Raw genomic sequence first — 23,946 nt, 5'->3', positions numbered from 1 at the left:
CTCCGCTCCGGTTGCTGAGTTTGCCCGGCCGAATTGAGGAGCGGCCGGGCGGCGGGAGGTCAGTAGCCGAGACCCTTCTTGGCTTCGTAGACCTTCATCGGGTCATCGGCAGCCGTGTAGAGCTTGGATTCCGTCTGGATCCACTTCGGCGGTTCCTTCTTGTCCTTGAGATAGGCCTCGAGCGCGTCGAAGGCGGGGCCGGCCATGTTCGGGGTCAGTTCCACCGTCGCATTGGCTTCGCCCTTGGCCATGGCCTGGAAGATGTCCGGCACGGCGTCGATCGAGACGATCTTGATGTCGGTGCCGGGCTTCAGGCCGGCTTCCTTGATCGCCTGGATGGCGCCGACGGCCATGTCGTCGTTATGAGCGTAGACGGCACAGATGTCCTTGCCGCCGCCTTCCGCCTTGATGAAGCTTTCCATGACTTCCTTGCCCTTGGTGCGGGTGAAGTCGCCGGTCTGCGAGCGGGCGATCTTGATGTTGGGATGCGAGGCGATCGCCTGCTCGAAACCCTTCTTGCGGTTGATGGCGGGCGAGGAGCCGGTCGTGCCCTGAAGCTCCATTACCTTGCAGTCCTTCGACCCGATCTCCTTGACGAGCCAGTCGCCGGCGACCTTGCCTTCGAAGACCTGGTCGGAGGTAACGGCCGTCAGGTAGAGGTCCTTCGGCGATTCGATTTCGCGATCGAGCAGGATGACCGGGATATTCTCTTCCTTGGCTTCCTTCAGGACCGCATCCCAGCCGGTGGCGACGACCGGAGCCACGAGGATCGCATCGACCCCCTGCGCGATGAAGCCGCGGATCGCCTTGATCTGGTTTTCCTGCTTCTGCTGCGCATCGGCGAATTTCAGGTTCACGCCGCGCTTTTCCGCCTCCTGCTTGGTGACGGTCGTTTCTGCGGCGCGCCAGCCGGATTCGGAACCGATCTGCGAAAAACCGACCGTAAGCGATTGAGCGGAAACGCCGGAAGCCAGGGATATGCCGAGAGCGACGGTTGCCGCCGCAAATGCTCTTTTCATCTTAAATCCTCCCAGAGATGAGAAAGCGAACTGACATCGGCAGGATTGGCATATAATAATACTTTTTCAAGCGATAATTTCGGGGGAGCCCAAAAATACATGCAGTTGTAGAGTCTTCCATGAAAATAATGCAATCAATACAGCTAGTTGATGCCGGTCCAGAACGATATGGATCCTCTTGAAGAGGCTGTTTTCTCGTTCTTGACAAGCATGATCGCAATCCAATAGTCGTATTAATACCGCGTCGAGCTCAGGTGGTTCCGACGGGAGGAGCTGTGTGGCGGCACAGTGCGCCATATGGATTACGGAAGCATTTGGATGACGACGTCGATGTTGCGAATTCTTCAGGTCAAGGATGAGGCCGGCCGGGTGCAGGTCGTTGCGTGGGATGGGGAAAACCCGGCACGTGCGGTGAACGGCGTTTCTTCCACCTATGACCTTGCCAAACAAGCGATTGCGGCTGGCCAGAGCTTGGCTCAGCGGATCGAAGCGGCAGGCTTTGGCGATCCGATCGATCTCCAGAAGGCCGCGGACGAAGGACGTCTCCTTTTGCCGATCACCCATCCGGATGCGGCGCATTTCGTCGTCGCCGGCACGGGGCTCACCCATCTTGGTTCGGCCGACGGCCGCGACAAGATGCATAAAGCGGCCCAGGCCGCCGAAAAGCCGACCGATTCTATGCGCATGTTCCTGATGGGCGTCGAAGGCGGCAAGCCGAAGCCGGGCGAGGCCGGCGTTCAGCCGGAATGGTTCTATAAAGGCAATGGCTCGCAGCTTCGCGCGACCGGCGAAGACCTCGTCTCGCCGGCCTTTGCGCTCGATGGCGGCGAGGAGCCGGAACTGGCGGCGATCTATCTCATCGGTCCTGACGGTACGCCTTTCCGGCTGGGTTTCTGTCTTGCCAATGAATTCTCCGACCATGTGACGGAGAAAGGCAATTATCTCTGGCTTGCCCATTCGAAGCTCCGACAAGCATCGCTGGGGCCGGAACTCCTGGTCGGCGACCTGCCGGACCATGTGGAAGGCACTTCCCGGGTGCGGCGCGGCGACGGGGTGGTCTTCGAAAAGCCCTTCCTGTCGGGCGAGGCGAACATGTCGCACACGATCGCCAACCTGGAGCATCATAATTTCAAGTATGAGCTGTTCCGCCAGCCGGGCGATTTGCACGTGCATTTCTTCGGCACGGCGACGCTTTCCTTCTCGGACGGCGTGAAGACGGAAGCGGGCGATGTCTTCGAGATTTCCGCAGCACCCTTCAAGCTGCCGCTCGTCAACCGGCTGACCGTCGCGGCGGACAAGCCCGTGACGATCAAGAAGCTCTGAGGCGAGATCATGGCTCCTATCCGCCTTGCCATCGTCGGGCTTGGAAAGATCGCCAGAGATCAGCATCTCGGCGCGATTGAAGCGACCGGCGGCATCGATCTGGTGGCCGTCGCAAGCCGTCACGCGAAGCTCGATGGCGTCCGCTGTTTCCATGAAATTACTGACCTGCTGGCCTCCGATGTGGAGATCGGCGCCGTTTCGCTCTGTACGCCTCCGCAGGGCCGGTTCGAACAGGCCAAGGCCGCGCTCGACGCCGGCAAGCATGTGATGCTCGAAAAGCCGCCCGGTGCGACGCTGTCTGAAGTCTACGCGCTTGAAGCGCTCGCCAAGGCAAAGGGCCTCACGCTTTTTGCGACCTGGCACTCGCGGGCCGCGGCCGCCGTGGAGCCGGCGCGGGCGCTGCTTGCGAAACGGAAAATCCGCAGCGTTGCGGTCGAGTGGAAGGAAGACGTGCGCCACTGGCATCCGGGTCAGGCGTGGATTTGGGAGCCGGGCGGTCTGGGAGTCTTCGATCCAGGCATCAACGCACTGTCGATCGTCACCCGCATCCTGCCGGAGAAGTTTCATCTCACACGTTCCGACCTGACCTTTCCGGCCAACCGGGCCGCGCCGATCGCCGCCAGCCTCGCCTTCGAGACGGATGGCGGCGTGCCGGTTTCCGCGGAGTTCGACTGGCGCCAGACCGGCCCGCAGACCTGGGACATCCGCGTCGAAACGGACGAAGGTCCGATCGTGCTGACCCATGGCGGCAGCCGGCTCTTCGTCGATGGTGGGCAAAGGATCGTCGAAGAGGACCGGGAATACCGCAATCTCTACCGCGATTTCGTGACGCTGGTCGCGGAGGGGCGCAGCGACGCCGATTTTTCCCCGCTGGTTCATGTCGCCGACGCCTTCATGCTGGGCCGGCGCATTCAAACAGATGCTTTTGAGGACTGATGATGAGCAATTCCGAAAACGCTCCATCCAATGAGATCGCCGAAACGGACCATCGCCGCCAGGAGATGAGAAAGCTCCGCTCCCGCGCCTGGTTCGACAATCCGGCGAATGTCGACATGACGGCGCTCTATCTCGAGCGCTACATGAATTTCGGCCTCAGCCAGGCGGAGCTGCAATCAGATCGGCCGATCATCGGCATCGCCCAGACCGGCTCCGATCTTTCCCCCTGCAATCGCCACCATCTGGAACTTGCCAAGCGGCTGCGCGAGGGCATTCGCGAAGCGGGCGGCATCGCGATCGAATTCCCGGTCCATCCGATCCAGGAAACCGGCAAGCGTCCCACCGCCGGCCTTGACCGCAATCTTGCCTATCTCGGCCTCGTCGAAGTGCTCTACGGCTACCCGCTCGACGGCGTGGTGCTGACGATCGGCTGCGACAAGACCACGCCGGCCTGTCTCATGGCCGCGGCGACGGTCAACATCCCGTCGATCGCGCTCTCGGTCGGGCCGATGCTGAACGGCTGGTTCCGGGGCGAACGCACCGGGTCCGGCACGATCGTGTGGAAGGCGCGCGAACTGCTGGCCAAGGGCGAAATCGACTATGCCGGCTTCGTGAAGCTCGTCGCGTCCTCGGCCCCGTCGACCGGTTATTGCAACACGATGGGCACGGCAACGACGATGAACTCGCTTGCCGAAGCGCTCGGCATGCAGCTTCCGGGTTCCGCGGCCATTCCTGCGCCTTACCGCGACCGTCAGGAAGTGGCCTATCTCACGGGCCTTCGTATCGTCGAGATGGTCAAGGAGGATCTGAAGCCTTCCGACATCCTGACCAGGGAAGCGTTCATCAACGCGATCCGCGTCAACTCGGCGATCGGCGGCTCCACCAATGCGCCAATCCATCTGAACGCGCTGGCGCGTCATATCGGCGTTGAACTCACCGTCGACGATTGGCAGACCTATGGCGAGGAGGTGCCGCTGCTCGTCAACCTGCAGCCGGCCGGCGAATATCTCGGCGAGGATTATTACCATGCGGGCGGCGTGCCCGCAGTCGTCAACCAGCTCATGCGGCAGGGCCTCATCCATGAGGATGCCATGACGGTGAACGGCAAGACGATCGGCGAGAACTGCCGCGGCGCGATCATTGAAGATGAGAAGGTCATCCGCCGCTATGAGGAGCCGTTGAAGGAGCATGCCGGATTCCGGGTGCTGCGCGGCAATCTCTTCTCATCCGCGATCATGAAGACGAGTGTCATCTCGCCCGAATTTCGCGAGCGTTATCTGTCGAACCCCAATGACCCGGAAGCTTTCGAGGGCAGGGCGGTCGTGTTCGACGGGCCGGAGGATTATCATCACAGCATCGATGACCCGTCGCTCGAAATCGATGAACACACGATCCTCTTCATGCGCGGCGCCGGCCCGATCGGCTATCCGGGCGCGGCGGAGGTCGTGAACATGCGCGCGCCGGATTACCTGCTGAAGAAAGGTATCACCTCGCTCGCCTGTATCGGCGACGGTCGCCAGTCGGGCACGTCGGGCAGCCCGTCGATCCTCAACGCCTCTCCGGAAGCGGCGGCAGGCGGCGGTCTTGCGCTGCTGAAGACCGGCGACCGGGTCCGCATCGACCTCGGCCGCGGCGAAGCGAACATTCTGATCTCGGACGAGGAACTGGCGGCGCGCCGCAAGGCCTTCGAGGCGAACGGCGGATACCATTATCCTAAGCACCAGACGCCCTGGCAGGAAATCCAGCGCGGCATCGTCGGCCAGATGGAAACCGGTGCGGTGCTGGAGCCGGCCGTCAAATACCAGCGGATCGCCCAGACAGCCGGGCTGCCGCGCGACAATCACTGACGTCATCATGCCGAGGGCGGGAGGGCTGCCCTCGGAGGTAAACTCGGCGGCTCGAAGGGAGACCGCCCCAAAGGAGGAGTAGTCATGCGAATCTTCAAATATCTGACCACCGCCGCAATGCTGGCAGGGCTGGCCTTTGCGGCACCGGCCGGCGCCCAGGAGAAGGGTCTCGTCGGCGTTGCCATGCCGACCAAGTCCTCGGCCCGCTGGATCGCCGACGGCGACAACATGGTGAAGGTCCTTCAGGAGCGCGGGTATAAGACGGACCTGCAATATGCCGAGGACGACATTCCGAACCAGCTTTCGCAGATCGAGAACATGATCACCAAGGGCGCCAAGGTGCTCGTCATCGCCTCGATCGACGGTACCACGCTGTCGGACGTGCTGCAGCAGGCCGCCGACCAGAAGATCAAGGTCATCGCCTATGACCGCCTGATCCGTGACACCCCGAATGTCGATTATTACGCGACCTTTGATAACTTCCAGGTCGGTGTCCAGCAGGCGACTTCGCTCGTGAAGGGGCTCAAGGCGGACACGGAGGCGGGGCCGTTCCATATCGAGCTTTTCGGCGGTTCGCCGGACGACAACAACGCCTTCTTCTTCTACAACGGCGCGATGAGCGTGCTGCAGCCGCTAATCGACAAGGGCACGCTGATCGTCGGCAGCGGTCAGACCGGCATGGACAAGGTTGCGACGCTGCGCTGGGACGGTGCTACCGCTCAGGCCCGCATGGACGCGATCCTTTCCTCCACCTATTCCGACAAGAAGCTGAACGGCGTGCTTTCGCCCTATGACGGCATCTCGATCGGCATTCTCTCGTCGCTGAAGGGCGTCGGCTACGGCAGCGGCGACATGCCGATGCCGGTTGTCACCGGCCAGGACGCGGAAGTGCCGTCCGTCAAGTCGATCCTCGCCGGCGAGCAGTATTCGACGATTTTCAAGGACACGCGCGATCTCGCCAAGGTGACCGTCGACATGGTCGATGCCGTGATGAGCGGCAAGGAGCCGACCGTCAACGACACCAAGACCTATGAGAACGGCAAGAAGGTCGTGCCGTCCTATCTCCTGAAGCCGGTCATCGTCGACAAGTCGAACTGGAAGCAGGTCCTGGTCGATAGCGGTTACTATCAGGAATCGCAGATCCAGTAAGCTGTTTCGAAGCCGCGCGACAGGTTCGCCTGCCGCGCGGCCTTTGCTATTGCGGAGTCGTCATGCTTGATCCCGTCTCTCTTCCCGAGAAACCGCCCATTCTCGAGATGCGCGGCATTTCGAAGAGCTTTGGTGCCGTGAAGGCGCTTTCGGATGTCAGCTTCACCGTCAGGGAAGGCGAGATCCATGCGCTGGTCGGCGAGAACGGCGCCGGCAAATCGACCTTGATGAAGGTGCTGTCGGGCGTCTATCCGTACGGTTCCTACGAAGGCTCGATCCTCTTCGACGGAGAGGAACGGCACTTCCACAACATCAACAATTCCGAAGCGCTCGGCATCATCATCATCCATCAGGAACTGGCGCTGATCCCGCTGATGTCGATCGCGGAAAACATCTTCCTCACCAATCCGCCGGCGCGTCACGGCATCATCGATCGCGGCGAACGGCATAGGCGCACCCAGGCACTGCTCGCCAAGGTGGGGCTCAGCGAACAGCCGGACACGCTGATTACCAATATCGGTGTGGGCAAGCAGCAGCTCGTCGAGATCGCCAAGGCGCTGTCGAAGGATGTGCGCCTCCTGATCCTCGACGAGCCGACCGCCTCGCTTAACGAGACGGACAGTGCGGCTTTGCTGGAACTGCTTAAGGAGTTCCGGTCGCAGGGCATCACCTCGATCCTGATCTCCCACAAGCTCAACGAGATTTCCGAAGTCGCCGACCGTATCACCGTGCTGCGCGACGGCCGCACGGTCGGCACGCTCGATTGTCATGCCGGTCCCGTGGACGAGGACGAGATCGTGCGGCGCATGGTCGACCGCGACCTCGAAAGCCGCTACCCGAAGCGCGACCCGAAGATCGGCGACGTCATTTTCGAAGTCGAGAACTGGTCCGCCTATCATCCGATGCATTCCGACCGGCAGGTGGTTAAGAATGTCTCGCTCCAGGTGCGTGCCGGCGAGATCGTCGGCATATCCGGGCTGATGGGCGCCGGGCGCACCGAATTCGCCATGAGCCTGTTCGGCCGGTCCTGGGGCCGCCACATCACGGGTACTGCCAAGCTGCGCGGCAAGGTGCTCGACCTCTCCGATGTCCACAAGGCCATCAAGGCGGGCCTTGCCTATGTGACCGAGGACCGCAAGCAGCTTGGCCTCATCCTGCCGGAAGACATCCGCAAGAACGTCTCGCTCGCCCATCTCGGCGGCGTTTCCTCGCGCGGCGTGATAGACGACATCGCGGAAATGAAAGTGGCGCAGGAGTTCCGCGGCCGCATGCGCATCCGCAGCCACAACGTCTATCAGGAAACGGGAAAACTCTCGGGCGGCAACCAGCAGAAAGTGGTATTGTCGAAATGGCTGTTCACGGGACCTGACGTGCTGATCCTGGACGAGCCGACGCGCGGGATCGATGTCGGTGCGAAATACGAAATCTACACGATCATCAACGAGCTCGCGGACGCCGGCAAGGCGGTGATCGTGATCTCGTCGGAAATGCCCGAACTGATCGGCATCTGCGACCGTATCGTGGTCATGCACGAGGGTGCGTTCGTCGGCGAAGTGTCCGGCGAGGGAGCCACGCAGGAAAATATCATGCGCGCCATCATGCGGCGCAAAGGGAGAGAAGAATGAGCACGCCCCAGGAAGCAATTAACGCGCCGCAGAGCGCGGTCGGTTTTCTGAAGGACAATCTTCGTGACTTCGGCATGCTGATCTCGCTGGTCGCGATCGTCGTCTTCTTTCAGATCGCCACGGGCGGTGTTCTCCTGAAGCCGCTCAACGTCACCAATATCGTGCTTCAGAACAGCTATATCGTCATCATGGCGCTCGGCATGCTGATGGTGATCGTCACAGGCCATATCGATCTGTCGGTCGGTTCGGTCGCGGGCTTCATCGGCGGTCTCGCAGGGCTGATGATGGTCAAGCTGGGCATGAATTTCGCCGTGGTCATCGTTGCCTGCTTGGCGGTCGGCGCCCTGATTGGCGCGATCCAGGGCTATTTCGTCGCCTATTTCAAGATACCCTCGTTCATCGTGACGCTCGCGGGCATGCTGGTCTTCCGCGGCCTGATGATCGCCATTCTCGGCAGCCAGGCGATCGGACCCTTTCCGCCGATATTCCAAAAGCTTTCGTCCGGTTATGTCGTCGAGCTCATCTCGTCGGCCGGCGGCCTCTACATCACCTCTTTCCTGCTCGGACTGGTGCTTGCGATCATCCTCATCATGCAGAATTTCGCGAGCCGCAAACGGCGCATTTCGCATGGCGTCGAGTCGGAGCCGTTCGGCTTCTTCGTCGCCAAGAACCTGCTGATTCTCGCCGGCGTCGGCTACATCGCCTTCCTGATCTCGTCGCATCGCGGCATGCCGAACGTGCTGATCATCATGGCTGTACTGATCGCAGCCTATAGCTTTCTGACCACCCGCACCGTGATCGGCCGGCAGATCTATGCCGTCGGCGGCAATGCCCGGGCGGCCGAGCTTTCCGGCATCAAGACGACGCGGCTCGTATTCTTCACCTTCGTCAACATGGGCGTGCTCGCAGCCCTCGGCGGGCTCGTTGTCGCCGCGCGGCTGAACAGCGCCACGCCGAAGGCCGGCGCCGGTTTCGAGCTGGATGTCATCGCCGCCTGCTTCATCGGCGGCGCGTCCGCCTATGGCGGCGTCGGCAAGGTGACCGGCGCGGTGATCGGCGCGTTCCTGATGGGCGTTATGAACAACGGCATGTCGATCCTCGGTATCGGCATCGACTACCAGCAGGTCATCAAGGGCCTCGTCCTGCTCGGCGCCGTCTGCGTCGATGTGTATAACCAGCGCCGCTGAGCTACTCCCTGCGAGGTTCTGATAAGCCTCGCCCACTACTCGACGTCATCCTCGGCCATGTGCCGAGGGTCTGCTAGCGCTTAGTTTTGACCGACGTTTGTAGATCCTCGGCACAAGGCCGAGGATGATGTAGGAGCAAGTTTTCAGGCTTCCGCGGTCAGGTTGCCGAATCCGTCGCGGCTTCCTCAAGGACGTCCTCGGGGATGTCGTCGAAGGAGGCGTAGTTGAGATTGTAGAGCTTCGAATAGAGCTTGCCGTTCTTCATCAGCTCGCGGTGATTGCCGCTTTCGACCAGCTCGCCGTTCTGCAGCACGATGATGCGGTCGGCTTCGCGGATCGTCGCCAGGCGGTGGGCGATGACGAGGCCGGTGCGGCCTTCGAGCAGTTTCACCAATGCCTTCTGGATCAGCATTTCCGTATAGCTGTCGATATTGGCGGTCGCCTCGTCGAGCACGAGGATCTTCGCGTCCGCCACCAGCGCGCGGGCGAAGCTGATGAGTTGCCGCTGACCCAGCGAGAGATTGCCGCCGCGCTGGCCGAGAATGCTCTCGTAGCCGTCGGGCAGGCGCATGATGAAATCATGGGCGCCGACAGCCCTGGCCGCCTCGATCACCTGTTCGCGCGTCGCGTCCGTCTTGTGGTAGCGGATGTTCTCGAACACCGTGCCGGTGAAAAGGAAAGGCTCCTGCAGCACCATGGCGATCTGGCGCCCGAGCGAGTCCTGCGTCAGGTCGCGCACATCGTGGCCGCCGACCAGGACCTGGCCGCCCTGAACCTCGTAGAAACGGTGGATCAGCGACATGCAGCTCGACTTGCCGGAGCCCGTCGGGCCGACGAGCGCGACCGTTTCGCCGGGATTCACCTTGAAGCTGACGTGTTTCAGCACCGGATGCTTCGGATTGTAGCCGAAGACGACGTCCTTGAACTCCACCGAACCATCCATGTCGGGTGAAAGCACCTTGGCGTCCGGCGCATCCTTGATGTCGACCGGCACGTCCAGCACATCCGTCAGCCGCTGGCCGGAAGCCATGGCGCGTTGCATGACCGAATATTGCAGGGTCAGCGAACGGATCGGATCGAAGAAGCGCTGAATATAGAAGAGGAAGGCGATCATGACGCCGACGTCGAGCGCCTGGTTCAGCACGCGCGCGCCGCCGACGACGATCACGAGCGCCATGGCGAGGCCGGTCAGCGAATCCACGATCGGCACCATGACCTGCGCATATTTCGCAGCCGTCAGATGGGTTTTCAGGTTGGCGCGCGCCTTGTCGTCGTAGAGCGTGAAGTTGACGCGTTCGCGATCCATGCTCTGCACGGCGCGAACGCCGTGGATCGCCTCGGCAAGCGCGCCGTTCGCCACGGAATTCGTCTCATGCGCGGCCATGAAGGACTTTCGAGCGCGCGGCAGCCAGAAGATGCGGACGATGAAGAGCACGGGAAGCGCCGAGAGCGTCAGCAGGCCGAGCTTGAAGTCGAGCGTGAGCATCACAAAGACGATGCCGAAGAGCAGCGCAATATCTCCGACCGAAAGCACCGAGGTTTCGAGGAATTCCTGCATCGAGTTCACGTCGCCCTGCAGGCGCGACATCAGGCGGCCGACTTCCGTCTTGTCCATCCAGGACAGCGAGACGCGCTGCAGATGGGCGAACATTGCCTTGCGGATGTCGAAGAGCACGTCCTCGGCGACGTTGCCGACGAGGGTTTCCTGCACATAGCTCGCGCCGAAATTGATCAGGATTGCCACTAGGAAGGCGATGATCGACCAGGTGAGCACGCTGTGATCGACGCTGCCCGGCTGCATGCCGTGGTCGATGGCGTAGCGGATGATGAGCGGAATCAGGAGCTGCATGGCGGTGAAGGTCAGCACCGCCACGACGGCCCAGTAGATCTTCACCCGGTAAGGGCGCACGAAAGCCCAGATGCGCTTGACGATATTGCCGTCGAAGACCTTGCCGAAGATTTCCTCTTCGATGCGGTGCGAACCGACGACCGCGCGGGGAGGGCGCCTGCCGTCTTCGCGAACGTCGGAGCGCTCGGTTTCCAGTTCCTCGGCCATTTATAATTCCTCCCTCAGGCCGTCAGCGCTTCGTCGCCGGGGCGGACCTGCAGATCGTAAAGCGCCTTGTAGCGGCCGCCGAGCGCCAGCAATTCCTCATGTGTCCCGCTTTCGACGATCCGGCCGTTTTCCATGAACAGGATCCTGTCCGCGTGCATGAGCGAGCTCAGGCGGTGGGCGACGATGATGGTCACGCGATCGGCGGCATATCTGCGCATGGCGCTGCGGATGCGCTGCTCGGTGCCGGCGTCGATCGCAGCGGTCGAATCGTCGAAGACCATCACGGCGGGTCTCAGCATCAGCGCGCGGGCGATCGAAAGCCGCTGGCGCTGGCCGCCGGAAAGCGAGACGCCGCGCTCGCCGACGACCGTGCCGTAGCCGGTCGGCAGGCCGAGCACGTAATTGTGAAGCTGGGCGCTTTCGCTGGCGCGTTCGATGCGCGCTTCCTTGGCCCAGGGGTCGCCATAGGCGATATTGTTCTCGATCGTCGTGGTGAACAGGAAGGAATCCTGCTGCACGACCGCGACCGAGCGGCGCAGCGACTGCAGCGTGGCACGACGGATGTCCTGCCCGTCGATGGTGATCCTGCCGCCGGTGACGTCGTAGAAGCGCGGGATCAGGTGCGCGAGCGTGGATTTGCCGCTGCCGGGCGGACCGACGATGCCGATCGTCTCGCCGCGTTTCGCTTCGAAGTTGATATCCGTCAGCACCTGGTGCGTGTCGGCGCTCGGATAGGCGAAATTCACGTGTTCGAAGCGCAGCGTGCCGTCGGTGACCTTCAAATCCCGGGCGTCCTTCTCGTCCTTGATGGCGATGTCGAGGTCGAGCAGCTCGAAAAGGCGGGCGCCGCAGGTCGAGGCGCGGGCAAAGGCGTTCACCATCAGCCCGAGCTGGCGCACCGGCATCTGCAGTATGGTCATGAAGGTGAGGAAGGAGGTGAGCGTGCCGACCGTCATCTCGCCGGCCATCACCTTGCCGCCGCCGACCCAGAGCACGAGGCCCATGGCCGCGAAGAAGGAGAAGGTCATGGCGCTGGTGTTCGCCACGCGGATGCCGACGCGCTGGTGCGCGAGGGACAGCGCGCTCTTCGAGGCGGTTTCGAACTTGTCGAGTTCGTGTTCCTGGGCGGCAAAGGCGCGCACGACCCGGATGCCGCCGAGGTTTTCTTCCATGACCCGGGTCAGAACCGAAAGCCGTTCCTGCAGATCGAGCCAGGTCGCGCGCAACCGAAGCTGGGTGACGGAGGAGCGCCAGCCGACGAAAGGCACGAAGCTCAGCGCCAGAAGGCCGAGCACGAGATCGGTCGAGAGGAGGAGATAGGCGCCGATGCCGATCAGCATGGTGAGCAGGACCATGCGCACCAGCGCGGTCGAGAAATACATGCGCACGCCTTCAAGATCGAGAAGCCCGACGGTGATCAGATCGCCCGAATGCATGCTGTCGTGGAAACTGAAGGAGAGGCGCTGGATCTTCTCGTAACAGGCCAGCCTCAGCCGATAGCCCATGTGGTGGCCGACCGCCTCGCTGTAATAGTTCTGAAAGAGCGTGAAAATGCCGCGAAGTACGCTCGCGCCGAGCAGAAGCAGGGCCGTCGTCAGAAGCGCGTCCTGCGCGGCCTGACCGGCATCGCCGCCCGTCAAAAACACCTGCGTGTGATCGACCGCCTGTCCCAGAAGCTGCGGGATCATGAGCTGGAAGGTGGAGGCTATGAGGGTCGCGCCGATCGCAAAACCCGATTGCCAGGGGTGGCGGAAGGCCATGACGGTGATGCGGGTCAGGATCGAGAGGCCTTTGCCCCAGCCTGCTGCCTTCACCAGCGCAAGCGAAGCCGATGGCTTCGTGGCGCGAACTGTCGCATCGCTGCTCACGGTTTTATTCCAAAATGAATCATTGATCCGGACAAGGTTTGTCCAGGAAGACGGCGGTTATGAGATGAAGATTCGTCCGTCATCTAGCGTGCACAATGAAGGTGATCAGTCAACAGATTTGGGTAAGAACGCAGCAATCGCTGCCTCTTTTTCAGGCCGGTGTGGCGATGGAATTTCCACCATCGGGGCGTGTTCAGCATATCCGTGCTTGAGGAATTTTCCCGCGTAGGCGAAAAGGCAGAGCCGGCGGGGCATTTTCCTTTGCGCCGGCGGGTTTTCCGATCGCGACATGGCGGTCGGATGTATTTTGCTCGTGCTGGAGTTGGAATGGTGACAGTCAGTCAGCCGGACATCGCTACGCCGGTTTTCCGCCCCCGCCTGATTATCGTCGCGCTGAGGGCCGTCGAAACCGTTCTCGGCGTCCTTGCTGCGTTCATCCTGGCTCTGCTGCTGGCTGTCGTGCTGGTGAGCGTCGTCCTGCGCTATGTTTTCAATACCGGACTGATCGGTTCCGAAGACCTCGGCATTTGGCTGCATGTGGCGCTGATTTCGCTCGGCGCGCCGCTCAGCCTGAACAGCGCACTCGCCATGCGGCTCGATGTCTTCGTACGGATGCTTCCGGCGCGCGTGACACCGGTGACGCAGGTTCTCGCGGATGTCTTCACGGTCGTCGCGGCGCTGATTCTGGTCTTCGGCGGGGCGGAGATCATGACGATGCTCGGCGGCGTTTCGCCGACCTTGGGCGTGCCGGAATGGATCCGTTTCGGTCTCCTCGGGGCAGGCGGCGGGCTGATCCTTATCGTTCTTTTGCTGCAGCGGATTGCCGATGGCAGAGCAGCCGGTGTCCTCGTTTCTCTGGTGGTTGGCGCGGCGGTGTATTTCGGCGTGCCGGAGGTCTTCGTGGAAAGCGAACTGCCGCCGAGCCTGTTCCTGGCTCTGACCGCGGCACTCGGCCTGGTGTTGGCGGCACCTCTGGCCCATGCCTTTCTGGCTGCGGCCTATGTGGCGATCGCCTTCGGCAGCAGCCTGCCGGAGCCGGCGATCGTCTCCACGACAGTCACCGGCATGTCGAAGTTCCTGCTGCTTGCCATCCCCTTCTTCCTGCTCGCCGGTAGGCTTCTGACCTCCTCAGGCGTCGCCAACCAGCTCGTGCGTTTCGCAGCCTCGATGGTCGGCCATCGCCGGGCGGGGCTGGCGCAAACGACGCTGCTCACCAGCGTGCTTTTTTCCGGTGCGTCCGGGTCATCCGTCGCCAATGCCGCCTTCGGTGCTTCGACCTTCCAGCCGGAACTCGTCAAGCATGGCTATCCGCCGGCTCAGGCAGGGGCGATCATCGCCGCGACCTCGGTGCTCGACAACGTCATTCCGCCCTCGATCGCCTTCCTGATCCTGGCAGCCGCGACCAACCTCTCGGTAGGCTCGCTGCTGGTCGGCGGCTTCTTCGCCGGCGGGCTGATGGCGGTCTGCCTGGCCGTCGCCATCCATCTGACGGTGCGGAAGCAGGTGACCCAGCCGCGCGCGACGGCTGCTGATCGCTGGCAGGCGGCCGTTTCCGCCATTCCCGCTTTCGGCCTCGGCATCATCGTGGTGATCGGCATCCGCATCGGCATCGTCACGACGACGGAGGCGGCAGTGCTCGCGGCTCTTTATACGCTCCTGCTCGGAGCCTGGGCGCGGCTCGGCTTCGGTTCGCTTCTTAGCTCTTTCCGGCAGTCGGCGACGGAGGCTGCGGCGATCGGGCTTCTGATCGGCACGGCCGGTCCCTTCGCCTTCCTGCTTGCGGTCGACGACGTTTCGGGTCTCGTCTCCGATTTCGTGACCGTGCTCGGCGGCAGCGCTCTTGCGGTTCTCATCCTCTCGAACGTCATCCTGCTGGTCGTCGGCCTGGTGCTCGATATCGGCGCGGCTATCCTGCTCTTCGGACCGATCCTGTTGCCGGCTGCCGTTTCCGCCGGCATCGATCCGATCCATTTCGGCGTCATCCTCGTCGTCAACCTGATGATCCACGGGCTGACGCCGCCGCTCGGCATGCTGATCTTCGTGGTCAGCGGCGTTACCCGCATTCCGGCAACGGCGCTCTTCCGCGCGGTCGTGCCTTACCTTCTTGCTCTCCTCGTTTCCCTGGCGATCCTTTGCGCCTGGGCCGTCATCTTCTAACGCTGCATATTTTCCGGGGCTTAGACATGCAAAACCTCAACCGCCGCACCCTTTTGAAGACCGCCGCCGTAACCGGTGCTGCTCTTGCGGCACCGGCATTCGTTCGCACTGCAGCCGCCCGCACCACGACGATCACGGTCGCGTCGCTGCTTGGCGACGACAAGCCCGAGACCAGGATCTGGGTGAGGATCGGTGAACTGGTGGAGGCCAAGCTGCCCGGCCAATTCAAGTTCAACATCGTCAGGAACGGCGCACTCGGCGGCGAGAAGGAAGTCGCGGAGGGCACGCGACTTGGTTCGATCCAGGCCAGCCTTTCCACCGTTTCGTCGCTTTCCGGCTGGGTGCCGGAACTGCAGATCCTTGACCTGCCGTTCCTGTTCAAAGACAGCGACCATGTCCGCAAGACCGTGGAAGGTGATATCGGCGCCGATTTGAAACAGAAGCTTGCCGCCCAGAATTTCGTGATTGGCGATTTCATCAACTATGGCGCCCGGCATCTGCTCACCAAGGAACCGGTCACCCGTCCGGAACAGCTCAAGGGCAAGAAGATCCGTGTCATCCAAAGCCCGCTGCACACCAAGTTGTGGAGCGCCTTCGGCACCGCGCCGGTCGGCATCCCCATCACCGAGACCTACAATGCGCTCTCGACCGGCGTGGCCGACGCCATGGACCTTACCAAATCCGCCTATGCCGGCTTCAAGCTTTACGAGGTCGTGCCCTACATGACGGAGACGGGCCATATCTGGGCATCGGGTGTGGTCTTCTATGCCGCGGGCTTCTGGAACCAGCTCAACGAGGAGCAGAAAGCCGTGTTCCTCGACGCCTCGCGTGAAGGTGCCGCCTATTTCAACCAGCTCATCGTCGAGGACGAAGCGAAGTCCGTCGAACAGTCGCTCAAGAACGGTGGTAAGCTCCTGAAGCCTGAAGCCTTCGAGGAATGGCAGAACGGCGCCCAGGGCGTCTGGCAGGATTTCGCCCCGATTGTCGGCGGCATCGACCGCATCAAGGCCGTCCAGGCGGCTTAGGAGATCTCTTCATGACGAGCGGTCTGCATCACATCACCGCCATTACCCGCAAGATCCAGGCGAATGTCGATTTTTATGCCGGGTTCCTGGGGCTGAGGCTCGTTAAGCGGACGGCGGGCTTCGAGGATGCCCGGCAACTCCACCTGTTTTACGGAGACGGAGCGGCTTCGCCGGGTTCTCTAGTGACCTTTCTTGCCTGGGAGGACGGGTCGCTGGGACGGGTCGGGCATGGCGCGCCGAGCGAGATCAGCTTTTCGATCGCGCCGGAGGCGATCGGCTTTTGGCTGACGCGGGCGTTGCAGTTCAACGTCAAGCTCAGCGGTCCGGTGCAGGAATTCGGGGAAACGGTGCTGAGATTGACCGGTCCGGACGGGATCATCGTCAAGCTGGTCGGTGTCGAGGAGACGGCATCCTGGGTCTGGTGGCAGGGCGGCGGGATCGGTGAGGCGGATGCGATCCGGAAACTGCATGGCGCTACGGTCCTTTCCGAAAAACCGGATGAGACTGCGGACTTCCTGACCCGCCACATGGGGCTCACGCCTGGGCCAAAGGAGGGGAATATCCAAAGGCTGGTCTCCGGAGCGCAGGATATCGTCGACATCCGCGATGCCGCCGGCTTCTGGACCGCCGCGCCGGGCACGGGGACGATCGACCATATCGCTTTCCGGGCTCCCGACCGGGTTCACGTCGAGGCGGTGCATGTCGCCCTTCAGGCGGAGGATCGCGGCGAGATCAACATGCACGACCGGCATTATTTCCACTCGCTTTATGTACGCGAGCCGGGCGGCACGCTGATCGAGCTTGCGACCGACGGCCCCGGTTTTACGATCGATGAGCCGCTGGAGACACTCGGCAGCAAGCTTTTCATCCCCGCGCATTTCAATGAGGACCACGAGGTTCTCCGGGTCATGCTGCCGCAATTCGGACTGCCGGGCGAGGAGCGGATTACCTATCGCGACCTGCCGTTCGTGCATCGCATCCACATGCCGGACGAATGGGACGGTTCGACACTGGTCCTGTTGCACGGATCAGGCGGCAACGAGACGACCATGCTGTCCTTCGGGCGCAAGGCTGCGCCGAACGCGATGCTGATCGGCGTCCGGGGACGGTCCACGGACGAGGGTTATCCACGCTATTTCCGACGCTTCACAGAGACGACGTTCGACCAGAAGGAGATTGCTTCCGAAGCGGAAGCCTTCGTCGCCTTCTTGGAGGATATCGGCCCGGCCTACGGCGTCGATCCGGACCGGACGGCTTTCGTCGGCTGGTCGAACGGCGGCAACATGATCGCCGCGGTCATGCAGATTTATCCCGGAGTGGTCCGCAAGGCCGTGCTGTTGCGTTCCATGAACTGCCTGAAGGAAAGGCCACAGGTCGATCTTTCCGGTGCCAAGGTCCTGTCGCTCAGCGCGACCGACGATTTCTACGGGTCTCTTGCGTCCGAGCTGGAGGACCGGCTTCGCGCGGCAGGTGCGGAGGTTACGGCGAAAAAACTCAATGCGAACCACGGCATCGGTCCCGAGGACGAGGCCATCGCGCGAGACTGGCTGATCGGGAAAGGCCCTTGATCAGTCGCCGTAGTGGAGGGCGATGGCATCGACCGCTGCGGCGATGTCTGCCTTGAAGCCGAGCCTTCTCAGGCCCATGCCGAAGGCCGTAACATTGCCGAGCACGCTGTCGAAACGGGCGCGCCGGCCGGTATGGTTCAGCCGGACCAGCTGTTCGGCACCCGGCCCGACGCCGGCCGAAAGCTCCATGATACGCGGGGCGACGGCGAGGAGTGCGGTCGTGTCGGCTCCGACCGGTATTTTGGCAGCCGTCACCAGGTTCGACGCTTTCGTGGAATCTACCCACAACTCCGCCCCCATGGCGGCCAGCGCTGCACGCGTCGCCCTCGCGGCGCGGACATGCTGGGCGACAATCTGATCCACGCCTTCCGCTTCTACGCGATCCAGTGCTGCTTCGAGCGCGAAGAATTCCAGCGGCGCAGTGGTGCCCGGCAAGACGCCGCGCCCGGTGTCGAGCCAGGCCTTCTGGTCGAGAAGCGAGAGAATGGAATCCCTGGGGCCGCCTTGCCTGGAAATCAGCTCCCATGCGTCAGGGCTGATCGAGAGCGCCGAGAGCCCGGCCGGTCCGGCCAGCGCCTTCTGCGGGCCGATGACGGTGATATCGATGCCGAGTTCATCGACATCGAGCGCATGGCCGCCGACCGAAGCCACCGCATCGACCACCGTCACGATGCCGCGTGTTCGCGCCAGCGCCACGATTTCTTCCAAGGGATTGCGGATGCCGCTTGCCGACTCCGCATGAACAACGGCCAGAATTTTCACGTCCGGATGGGCGTTGAGCGCCGCTTCGACCGCGTCGAGTTCTATCGGACGCGCCGGCTCCGCCGCGAGGTTGACGACATCGGCGCCGCCGCGCCGCAGCCAGTTGCCGAACCAGCCGCCATAAAGGCTTGTGACGATGCTGAGCGCCTTCAGGTCCGGCCGCGCGAGGCTTGTCGCGACCGCTTCCAGAGCCACGACGGCTTCCGCCTGGATAATCAGCACGTCGTTGCGGGTCTTCAATATCCCGCCGATCCTGTCGGCGATCGAGGCATAACGGGCGGCGGGAAAGGCGAGCGCGTCGTTCAGCGGATTCCAGCGGTCAAACGTCATGAGTCGTGTCCTTCCGAAATTTCGGCCGATGTTCCGGCGGCGAGACGCGGCACGGCGGCGATCAGCGCCCGCGCTGCGGAGGATTGCGGATTTTCGATCACCTGGCGAGCGGGGCCGGTCTCGACCAGCCGCCCGGCGTCCATGACAGCGATATGGTGCGATACGGCACGCAGTACGGCGAGATCATGCGAGACGAAGAGATAGGCGATGCCACGTTCCTCCTGCAATTCGACAAGCAGTTCGAGGATCTTTCCGCGAATCGAGACGTCGAGCGCCGACACCGCCTCGTCCAGCACGATGAGCGACGGTCGGGTGGCGATGGCGCGTGCGATCGCGATCCGCTGCCGCTGGCCGCCGGAGACTTCGCGGATGGAGCGTTCTGCATAGTTTGCCGGCAGGCCGACGCGATCGAGCAGCGCGGCGATTTCCCGGGGCCTTTCAGCTTTCGGCACGATGCCATGGATACGCAGCGGATCGTCCAGCACGGAAGCGACCGTGGCGCGCGGGTTGAAGGCGCCGAGCACGTCCTGGAACACCATTTGCATTTTCGCACGCCGACGGCGCAGTTCAGGACCGGAAAGCGCCAGCCAGTCTTCATCATCGAAGCGGATCGTCCCGGCATCGGCGGGGATCAGCCGGACGAGAATGCGAGCCAGTGTCGATTTTCCGCTGCCGGAGGCGCCGACGAGTCCGAGCGTCTCCCCCGCCGCAAGCATCAAGGAGACATCGTGGAGCGCTGCGACTTGACGACCACCCGAGGAGAAACGTTTGGAAAGATTTTCGACCGACAGCAGCGTCATGACGCCACCTCACGGATAAGAGGCGGCGTGAAAAGATCGCGATGGCTGGCGATCAGCGCTTTCGTATAGGCTTCCTGAGGCATCGCCATGACGGTGGCCGTCGGGCCGGTTTCGACCAGGCGGCCATCCTTGAAGATCGCCACGCGGTCCGCGAAGCCTGAGGCGAGCGCGATGTCATGCGTAATGAAGAGCAGTGTCATCCCGGCTTCGCGGACGAGTTCGTCGAGCAGCGAGACGATCTCTGCCTGAACCACCATATCGAGCGCGCTGGTCGCCTCGTCGGCGATGAGGGTGCCGGGTTTTGCCGCAAGCGCCGCCGCGATCGCCACCCGCTGGCGCTGGCCGCCCGAAAGCTGATGCGGAAACGCCTTGAGTGTCTTTTCCGGTTCAGGGATATGGACCCGTTCCAGCATGTCCAGCGCTTGGGAATAGGCGGTTTTCCATGAAAGCCCGAGATGCCGGCGGGCGCCTTCGGCCACTTGTTCGCCGATCGTCAGCACCGGATTGAGGCTGGAAGACGGGTCCTGGAAGACGAAACCGAGATCGCGACCGGCGACGGGCGTATGGCCGCCGGGCCAGCGCATTTCCCCGGTGACTGCCGCGCCGGGCGGCAGAAGCCCGGCAATGGTACGTGCCAGCGTGCTTTTGCCGGAGCCGCTTTCGCCGATGACCGCCAGCCGCTCGCCCGAATGGATATCAAGATCGACATCCCTTAAGGCCGGCATCGGCTGGCCGCGATAGGTGACCGAAAGGCTTCTGATCTCGCAAAGCAGACTCATGCGTCGCTCCTCCGCCCGGCAAGCGTCTTGGTGAGGCCTTCGCTGAAGAGATAGACGCCGACGACCGTCACCACCAGCGCAATGCCGGGAAAGATCGATAGGGAGGGCGAGGAGCGCAGGATGTTGCGGCCCTCCGCGATCATCGAACCCCAGGTGACCACATTCGGATCGCCGAGGCCAAGGAAGGAGAGGGCTGCCTCGGTGAGGATCGCAGCCGCGACGATGATGGCGGAGAGCGCCAGGACCGGCGGAAGCGCGTTCGGCAGGATTTCCTTGAAGGCGATTTCCGCAGGGTGCATCCCGATCACCCGCGCCGAAGCGACATAATCCCGTTCGCGGATCGAGAGCACCTGGGCGCGCGTCAGCCGCGCCGGATCGGCCCAGGCGCCGAGCGCGATCGCCAGCACGACGACGGGCACCGAGGCGCCGATGACGCTGACGAAGGCGAGCGCCAGCAGAAAGCTCGGGACGATCTGGAAGGCATCGACCACGCGCATCAGCGCTTCGTCGGCCAGCCCGCCGGCAAAACCGGCCGTGAGCCCGACGCAAAGGCCGATCGCGATCGCGGCGAGCGCCGCCGCGATGCCGACCGCAAGCGAAGTGCGTGTGCCGTGGATGATACCGGCGAGCACGTCGCGGCCGAGACGGTCCGTGCCGAGCGGGAAATTGGCGTCGGTGAAGGGCGGGAGCAGCGGGCGCGCCGCAATCCTCAGCGGATCGCCGGGAGAGAGCGCCGGTGCGAGGAGGGCGACCAGCACCAGCAGGGCCAAAATGCCAAGCCCTATCGCGCCTTCCGGCGTTCTGATGAGATTTCGAATCAACCTCATCCGCCGCTCTCCGAGGCGCCGACGCGCGGGTCGAGCGCGGCATAGACGATGTCGATCACCAGATTGACGCAGATGACGAGCACGGCGCTGATGACGATGATACCCATCAGGAGCGGCGCGTCGCGGCCGCTGACGGCCTCCTGCGCCAGCCGGCCGAAGCCGGGGATGGCAAAAATGCTTTCGATGACGACGCTGCCGCCGAGCATGGCGGCAGATTGCAGGCCGAGCATGGTCACGAGCGGCAGCAGCGCGTTGCGCGCCACGTGGCGCAGCACGATGCGGGAGCGCGAAAGCCCCTTGGATCGGGCGAAGAGCACGAAATCGAGCCGCCAGACCTCCGCCATGCCAGCGCGCATGACGCGCAGGAACAGCGCCATATAGATGAGGGCAAGCGCCGCGACCGGCAGGACGAGATGCGCGGCGATGTCTGCGGCGCGGACCAGCCCAGTTTTGCCGGAAGCAATCGTTTCGATGCCGGACGTCGGCAACCAGCGAAGCTGTACCGCAAAGATGATGCTGAGCACCAGGCCGAGCCAGAAGCTCGGGATCGCGTAAAGTACCAGGGAAAGGGTCGAGAGCGCCCTGTCCCGCAGGCTCTCCGGCTTCGCGCCGGCGAGGATGCCGAGCGCCGAGCCGAACCCGAACGAAAGTGCCGTGGAGCTTCCCATCAGGAGCAATGTGTTCGGCAGGCGTTCGAGGATCAGGTCGAGCACCGGCCGGTCGAATGCGACCGACCAGCCGAGATCGAGCTTCGCCAGCGATGAGACGTAGAGCCAGAGCCGCGCCAGCATGGACTGGTCAAGGCCGTAGGCCTGGCGCAGCGATTGCGCCACCACCGCGTCTCCGCCGCCGATCGAGAGCAGATAGGCATCGACCGCATCGCCGGAGGCTGATTCGAGCAGCAGAAAAGTCAGGACGATGACGATCAGCAGCACGGGAATGCTGCTGATCGCGCGGCGCCTGATCAATCGAAGGGCACGGTTCACGCTGCTTGACGCCTCGGGACTCGGTTGCTGGGGAGCGACCTTATCACGATTGCAGCGCGGTATCCGCCCAGTTCGACACCGCCCAGCGCGGATTGTTGGAGACGTTCAGCACCGTGTCGCGCGCCACTGTGATGAAGCCCCATTCGGCGACGTTGATCAGCGGCAGGTCGGCCGCGACAAGCTTCTGGAACTGCTTGTAAAGGTCCGTGCGCGCCGCCGTGTCGACGGTCTCGGCTGCCTTGGCGATGATATCGTCCAGTTGCTTGCTGGCATAGCCGCCCTGGTTCGAGAAAGGTACGCCGGCGGGCGTTCCGGATTTTACGAGGATGGTGGTCGAAATGGCCGGATCGCCGCGGAAGACGGGCGGCGCGACCGCCAGGTCGAAATCGTGATCCGTATAAACCGCCTTCTGGTGGGCGGCGGAATCGGCATTTACCAGTTGAGCGTCGATGCCGACGGCGGCCAGTGCCTGGCGGAGATAGTCTCCGAACTGTTTCGTCTCGTTGAAATAGGGGGCGGGGCGGAGCTTCAGCGAGAAACGGGTGCCGTTAGCGCCCTTCCTGTAGCCGGCTTCGTCCAGCAGCGCATTGGCTTTCGCTACGTCAAAATCATAGGTCGGTACGTCGGCATCGTAGAATTCCGGCGCGTTCTTCGGGACCGGGCCGGTCGAGGCGGCGGCGTAGCCGAGGAAAATCGTATCGACGACGAATTTCCTGTCGATCGCGTGGGCGATCGCCTGGCGCACTTTCACGTCGGCCAGTTCCTTGCGGCGATGGTTGATCTCCACCACGAGCTGGTAGGTCAGCGCCTCGTAGCCCTTCGAGATCACCTTGATGCCCGGCGCTTTGGAAATGCGGTCGAGATCGGTGAGCGGCACGGCCGAGAAGGCGGCAAGCTGGATTTCCTCCGCCTCCAGCGCCGCGCCTGCGCCGGCACGGTCCGGCAGGACGCGGAAGATGACCTCGTCCAGCTTCGGCTCACCCTCCGCCCAATAATCCTCGTTCCTGGTCAGCCGGTAATATTCGCCCGGCTTGTATTCCGTGAATTTGAACGGGCCGGTGCCGACAAGCTTCACATTGGCGGGGTTGGCGCCGATGTCGGTGCCTTCATAGACGTGCTTGGGCACGACGCTGCTGACGACCGGCAGCGCGTTGCGGATGAGCTGCAGCGGCGTGGGCTTGGAAAAGCGGAAGACCGCCGTCGTTTCATCCGGCGTATCGACGGCTTCGAGGTTGGCAAAGACGAGGCGGCCGAGATTCTGCAGCGGTTTCCAGATGTTGAGCGCGGAAAAGGCGACGTCGGCGGAGGTAAAGGGCTTGCCGTCGTGCCATTTCACGCCTTCGCGCAGCTTGAAGGTGACGGACTTGCCGTCCGCGGAGCCTTCCCAGGAGGTGGCAAGCCGCGGAGCAAGACCGTCCTTGCCCTCGAATGAGGCTTCGGCGAGCGGCTCGACCACCTTGCTGGCCACGAAGAAGACGCCGTTGGAGGCGACGATCGCCGGGTTGAGGTTCTTCGGCTCGGAATCGGCCGCGACGATCAGCCGGCCGCCGGGAGGCGCCGTCTGGGCGCGGGCGAAGGTCGGGAGCGCCGTCGAGGCGAGCAGGGCGGCGCCGGTCTGTAAAAGGATGCGTCGGGATAGTTTGGCAATCGTCATGGCTCTCTCCTGCGTCCAGCTTTTTGGACAGGATATTGCCAGCGAAAT

At 62.9% G+C, this 23,946-nt stretch carries 18 protein-coding genes; 9 read left to right on the top strand and 9 right to left on the bottom strand.

Annotated elements, in window-relative coordinates; translation table 11 throughout:
* Window positions 1–59 precede the first annotated feature (59 nt).
* Window positions 60–1,019, bottom strand: coding sequence for a galactofuranose ABC transporter, galactofuranose-binding protein YtfQ (ytfQ, locus tag ACMGE0_RS04295; RefSeq protein WP_436814635.1), 960 nt, complete (start codon window positions 1,017–1,019; stop codon window positions 60–62).
* A gap of 330 nt (window positions 1,020–1,349) precedes the next feature.
* On the opposite strand from ytfQ, the gene araD1 reads away from it, so the two are divergent.
* From araD1 to mmsB, 6 genes are all read left to right on the top strand, one after another.
* A complete protein-coding gene (gene araD1 / locus ACMGE0_RS04290) occupies window positions 1,350–2,342 on the top strand; it encodes an AraD1 family protein (RefSeq protein WP_436815052.1) in 993 nt (330 codons plus the stop codon).
* A gap of 9 nt (window positions 2,343–2,351) precedes the next feature.
* On the top strand, window positions 2,352–3,278 hold the full coding sequence (locus ACMGE0_RS04285; protein WP_436814634.1) for a Gfo/Idh/MocA family protein: 927 nt from the start codon (window positions 2,352–2,354) through the stop codon (window positions 3,276–3,278).
* 2 nt (window positions 3,279–3,280) lie between these two features.
* Window positions 3,281–5,125 (top strand): IlvD/Edd family dehydratase, encoded by a 1,845-nt coding sequence (locus tag ACMGE0_RS04280; RefSeq protein WP_436815051.1) that lies wholly within the window; start codon window positions 3,281–3,283, stop codon window positions 5,123–5,125.
* An 84-nt stretch (window positions 5,126–5,209) separates the two neighbouring features.
* Window positions 5,210–6,274: a multiple monosaccharide ABC transporter substrate-binding protein gene (chvE, locus tag ACMGE0_RS04275; protein WP_436814633.1), complete on the top strand. Its 1,065-nt coding sequence runs from the start codon at window positions 5,210–5,212 to the stop codon at window positions 6,272–6,274.
* A gap of 62 nt (window positions 6,275–6,336) precedes the next feature.
* Complete coding sequence (mmsA, locus tag ACMGE0_RS04270; RefSeq protein ID WP_436814632.1) at window positions 6,337–7,899, top strand: multiple monosaccharide ABC transporter ATP-binding protein; 1,563 nt, start codon at window positions 6,337–6,339, stop codon at window positions 7,897–7,899.
* A complete protein-coding gene (gene mmsB, locus ACMGE0_RS04265) occupies window positions 7,896–9,086 on the top strand; it encodes a multiple monosaccharide ABC transporter permease (protein WP_436814631.1) in 1,191 nt (396 codons plus the stop codon). The genes mmsA and mmsB overlap by 4 nt, the downstream gene beginning before the upstream one ends.
* 157 nt (window positions 9,087–9,243) lie before the next feature.
* Here the strand turns inward: mmsB and ACMGE0_RS04260 are convergent, their stop codons facing one another.
* Both ACMGE0_RS04260 and ACMGE0_RS04255 read right to left on the bottom strand, forming a co-directional pair.
* Window positions 9,244–11,142, bottom strand: a complete 1,899-nt coding sequence (locus ACMGE0_RS04260) for an ABC transporter ATP-binding protein (RefSeq protein WP_436814630.1) — start codon at window positions 11,140–11,142, stop codon at window positions 9,244–9,246.
* Between the two features lie 14 nt (window positions 11,143–11,156).
* On the bottom strand, window positions 11,157–13,010 hold the full coding sequence (locus ACMGE0_RS04255) for an ABC transporter ATP-binding protein (protein ID WP_436814629.1): 1,854 nt from the start codon (window positions 13,008–13,010) through the stop codon (window positions 11,157–11,159).
* A gap of 327 nt (window positions 13,011–13,337) precedes the next feature.
* Between ACMGE0_RS04255 and ACMGE0_RS04250 the strand changes: the two genes are divergently transcribed.
* Genes ACMGE0_RS04250 through ACMGE0_RS04240 form a run of 3 tightly spaced genes read left to right on the top strand, consistent with a single transcriptional unit; the run spans window position 13,338 to window position 17,760 of the window.
* Window positions 13,338–15,167: a TRAP transporter large permease gene (locus ACMGE0_RS04250; RefSeq protein ID WP_436814628.1), complete on the top strand. Its 1,830-nt coding sequence runs from the start codon at window positions 13,338–13,340 to the stop codon at window positions 15,165–15,167.
* A gap of 26 nt (window positions 15,168–15,193) precedes the next feature.
* On the top strand, window positions 15,194–16,192 hold the full coding sequence (locus ACMGE0_RS04245; protein WP_436814627.1) for a TRAP transporter substrate-binding protein: 999 nt from the start codon (window positions 15,194–15,196) through the stop codon (window positions 16,190–16,192).
* Between the two features lie 11 nt (window positions 16,193–16,203).
* Complete coding sequence (locus ACMGE0_RS04240; protein WP_436814626.1) at window positions 16,204–17,760, top strand: VOC family protein; 1,557 nt, start codon at window positions 16,204–16,206, stop codon at window positions 17,758–17,760.
* Here the strand turns inward: ACMGE0_RS04240 and ACMGE0_RS04235 are convergent, their stop codons facing one another.
* From ACMGE0_RS04235 to ACMGE0_RS04210, 6 genes are read right to left on the bottom strand one after another with little or no spacing between them, the layout of a single operon-like run.
* On the bottom strand, window positions 17,761–18,852 hold the full coding sequence (locus ACMGE0_RS04235) for a pyridoxal-phosphate-dependent aminotransferase family protein (RefSeq protein WP_436814625.1): 1,092 nt from the start codon (window positions 18,850–18,852) through the stop codon (window positions 17,761–17,763). It lies immediately after the preceding gene.
* Window positions 18,849–19,652, bottom strand: coding sequence for an ABC transporter ATP-binding protein (locus ACMGE0_RS04230; RefSeq protein ID WP_436814624.1), 804 nt, complete (start codon window positions 19,650–19,652; stop codon window positions 18,849–18,851). Before ACMGE0_RS04230 ends, ACMGE0_RS04235 begins: the two co-directional genes overlap by 4 nt.
* Window positions 19,649–20,431 carry an ABC transporter ATP-binding protein gene (locus ACMGE0_RS04225; protein WP_436814623.1) on the bottom strand — a complete coding sequence of 261 codons (783 nt, stop codon included), beginning with the start codon at window positions 20,429–20,431 and terminating at the stop codon, window positions 19,649–19,651. The genes ACMGE0_RS04230 and ACMGE0_RS04225 overlap by 4 nt, the downstream gene beginning before the upstream one ends.
* Complete coding sequence (locus tag ACMGE0_RS04220) at window positions 20,428–21,258, bottom strand: ABC transporter permease (RefSeq protein WP_436814622.1); 831 nt, start codon at window positions 21,256–21,258, stop codon at window positions 20,428–20,430. Before ACMGE0_RS04220 ends, ACMGE0_RS04225 begins: the two co-directional genes overlap by 4 nt.
* Window positions 21,255–22,244: an ABC transporter permease gene (locus ACMGE0_RS04215; protein ID WP_436814621.1), complete on the bottom strand. Its 990-nt coding sequence runs from the start codon at window positions 22,242–22,244 to the stop codon at window positions 21,255–21,257. The genes ACMGE0_RS04220 and ACMGE0_RS04215 overlap by 4 nt, the downstream gene beginning before the upstream one ends.
* Before the next feature lie 43 nt (window positions 22,245–22,287).
* The gene (locus tag ACMGE0_RS04210) at window positions 22,288–23,898 is read right to left on the bottom strand and encodes an ABC transporter substrate-binding protein (protein ID WP_436814620.1); all 1,611 of its coding nucleotides are present in this window, start codon (window positions 23,896–23,898) and stop codon (window positions 22,288–22,290) included.
* Window positions 23,899–23,946: the final 48 nt, after the last annotated feature.

The organism is Neorhizobium descurainiae, assembly GCF_051400715.1.
Classification (GTDB): Bacteria; Pseudomonadota; Alphaproteobacteria; order Rhizobiales; family Rhizobiaceae; genus Neorhizobium.
This window is presented reverse-complemented; position numbering and strand designations above follow the sequence as displayed.

Excerpts from the sequence above, each read along its gene's own strand:
- ytfQ (WP_436814635.1), bottom strand. The coding sequence starts at position 1,019 with ATGAAAAGAGCATTTGCGGCGGCAACCGTCGCTCTCGGCATATCCCTG.
- araD1 (WP_436815052.1), top strand. The coding sequence starts at position 1,350 with ATGTTGCGAATTCTTCAGGTCAAGGATGAGGCCGGCCGGGTGCAGGTC.
- ACMGE0_RS04260 (WP_436814630.1), bottom strand. The coding sequence starts at position 11,142 with ATGGCCGAGGAACTGGAAACCGAGCGCTCCGACGTTCGCGAAGACGGC.
- mmsB (WP_436814631.1), top strand. The coding sequence starts at position 7,896 with ATGAGCACGCCCCAGGAAGCAATTAACGCGCCGCAGAGCGCGGTCGGT.
- chvE (WP_436814633.1), top strand. The coding sequence starts at position 5,210 with ATGCGAATCTTCAAATATCTGACCACCGCCGCAATGCTGGCAGGGCTG.
- ACMGE0_RS04225 (WP_436814623.1), bottom strand. The coding sequence starts at position 20,431 with ATGAGTCTGCTTTGCGAGATCAGAAGCCTTTCGGTCACCTATCGCGGC.
- ACMGE0_RS04210 (WP_436814620.1), bottom strand. The coding sequence starts at position 23,898 with ATGACGATTGCCAAACTATCCCGACGCATCCTTTTACAGACCGGCGCC.
- ACMGE0_RS04230 (WP_436814624.1), bottom strand. The coding sequence starts at position 19,652 with ATGACGCTGCTGTCGGTCGAAAATCTTTCCAAACGTTTCTCCTCGGGT.
- ACMGE0_RS04280 (WP_436815051.1), top strand. The coding sequence starts at position 3,281 with ATGAGCAATTCCGAAAACGCTCCATCCAATGAGATCGCCGAAACGGAC.
- ACMGE0_RS04285 (WP_436814634.1), top strand. The coding sequence starts at position 2,352 with ATGGCTCCTATCCGCCTTGCCATCGTCGGGCTTGGAAAGATCGCCAGA.
- ACMGE0_RS04245 (WP_436814627.1), top strand. The coding sequence starts at position 15,194 with ATGCAAAACCTCAACCGCCGCACCCTTTTGAAGACCGCCGCCGTAACC.
- ACMGE0_RS04220 (WP_436814622.1), bottom strand. The coding sequence starts at position 21,258 with ATGAGGTTGATTCGAAATCTCATCAGAACGCCGGAAGGCGCGATAGGG.
- ACMGE0_RS04250 (WP_436814628.1), top strand. The coding sequence starts at position 13,338 with ATGGTGACAGTCAGTCAGCCGGACATCGCTACGCCGGTTTTCCGCCCC.
- mmsA (WP_436814632.1), top strand. The coding sequence starts at position 6,337 with ATGCTTGATCCCGTCTCTCTTCCCGAGAAACCGCCCATTCTCGAGATG.
- ACMGE0_RS04240 (WP_436814626.1), top strand. The coding sequence starts at position 16,204 with ATGACGAGCGGTCTGCATCACATCACCGCCATTACCCGCAAGATCCAG.
- ACMGE0_RS04235 (WP_436814625.1), bottom strand. The coding sequence starts at position 18,852 with ATGACGTTTGACCGCTGGAATCCGCTGAACGACGCGCTCGCCTTTCCC.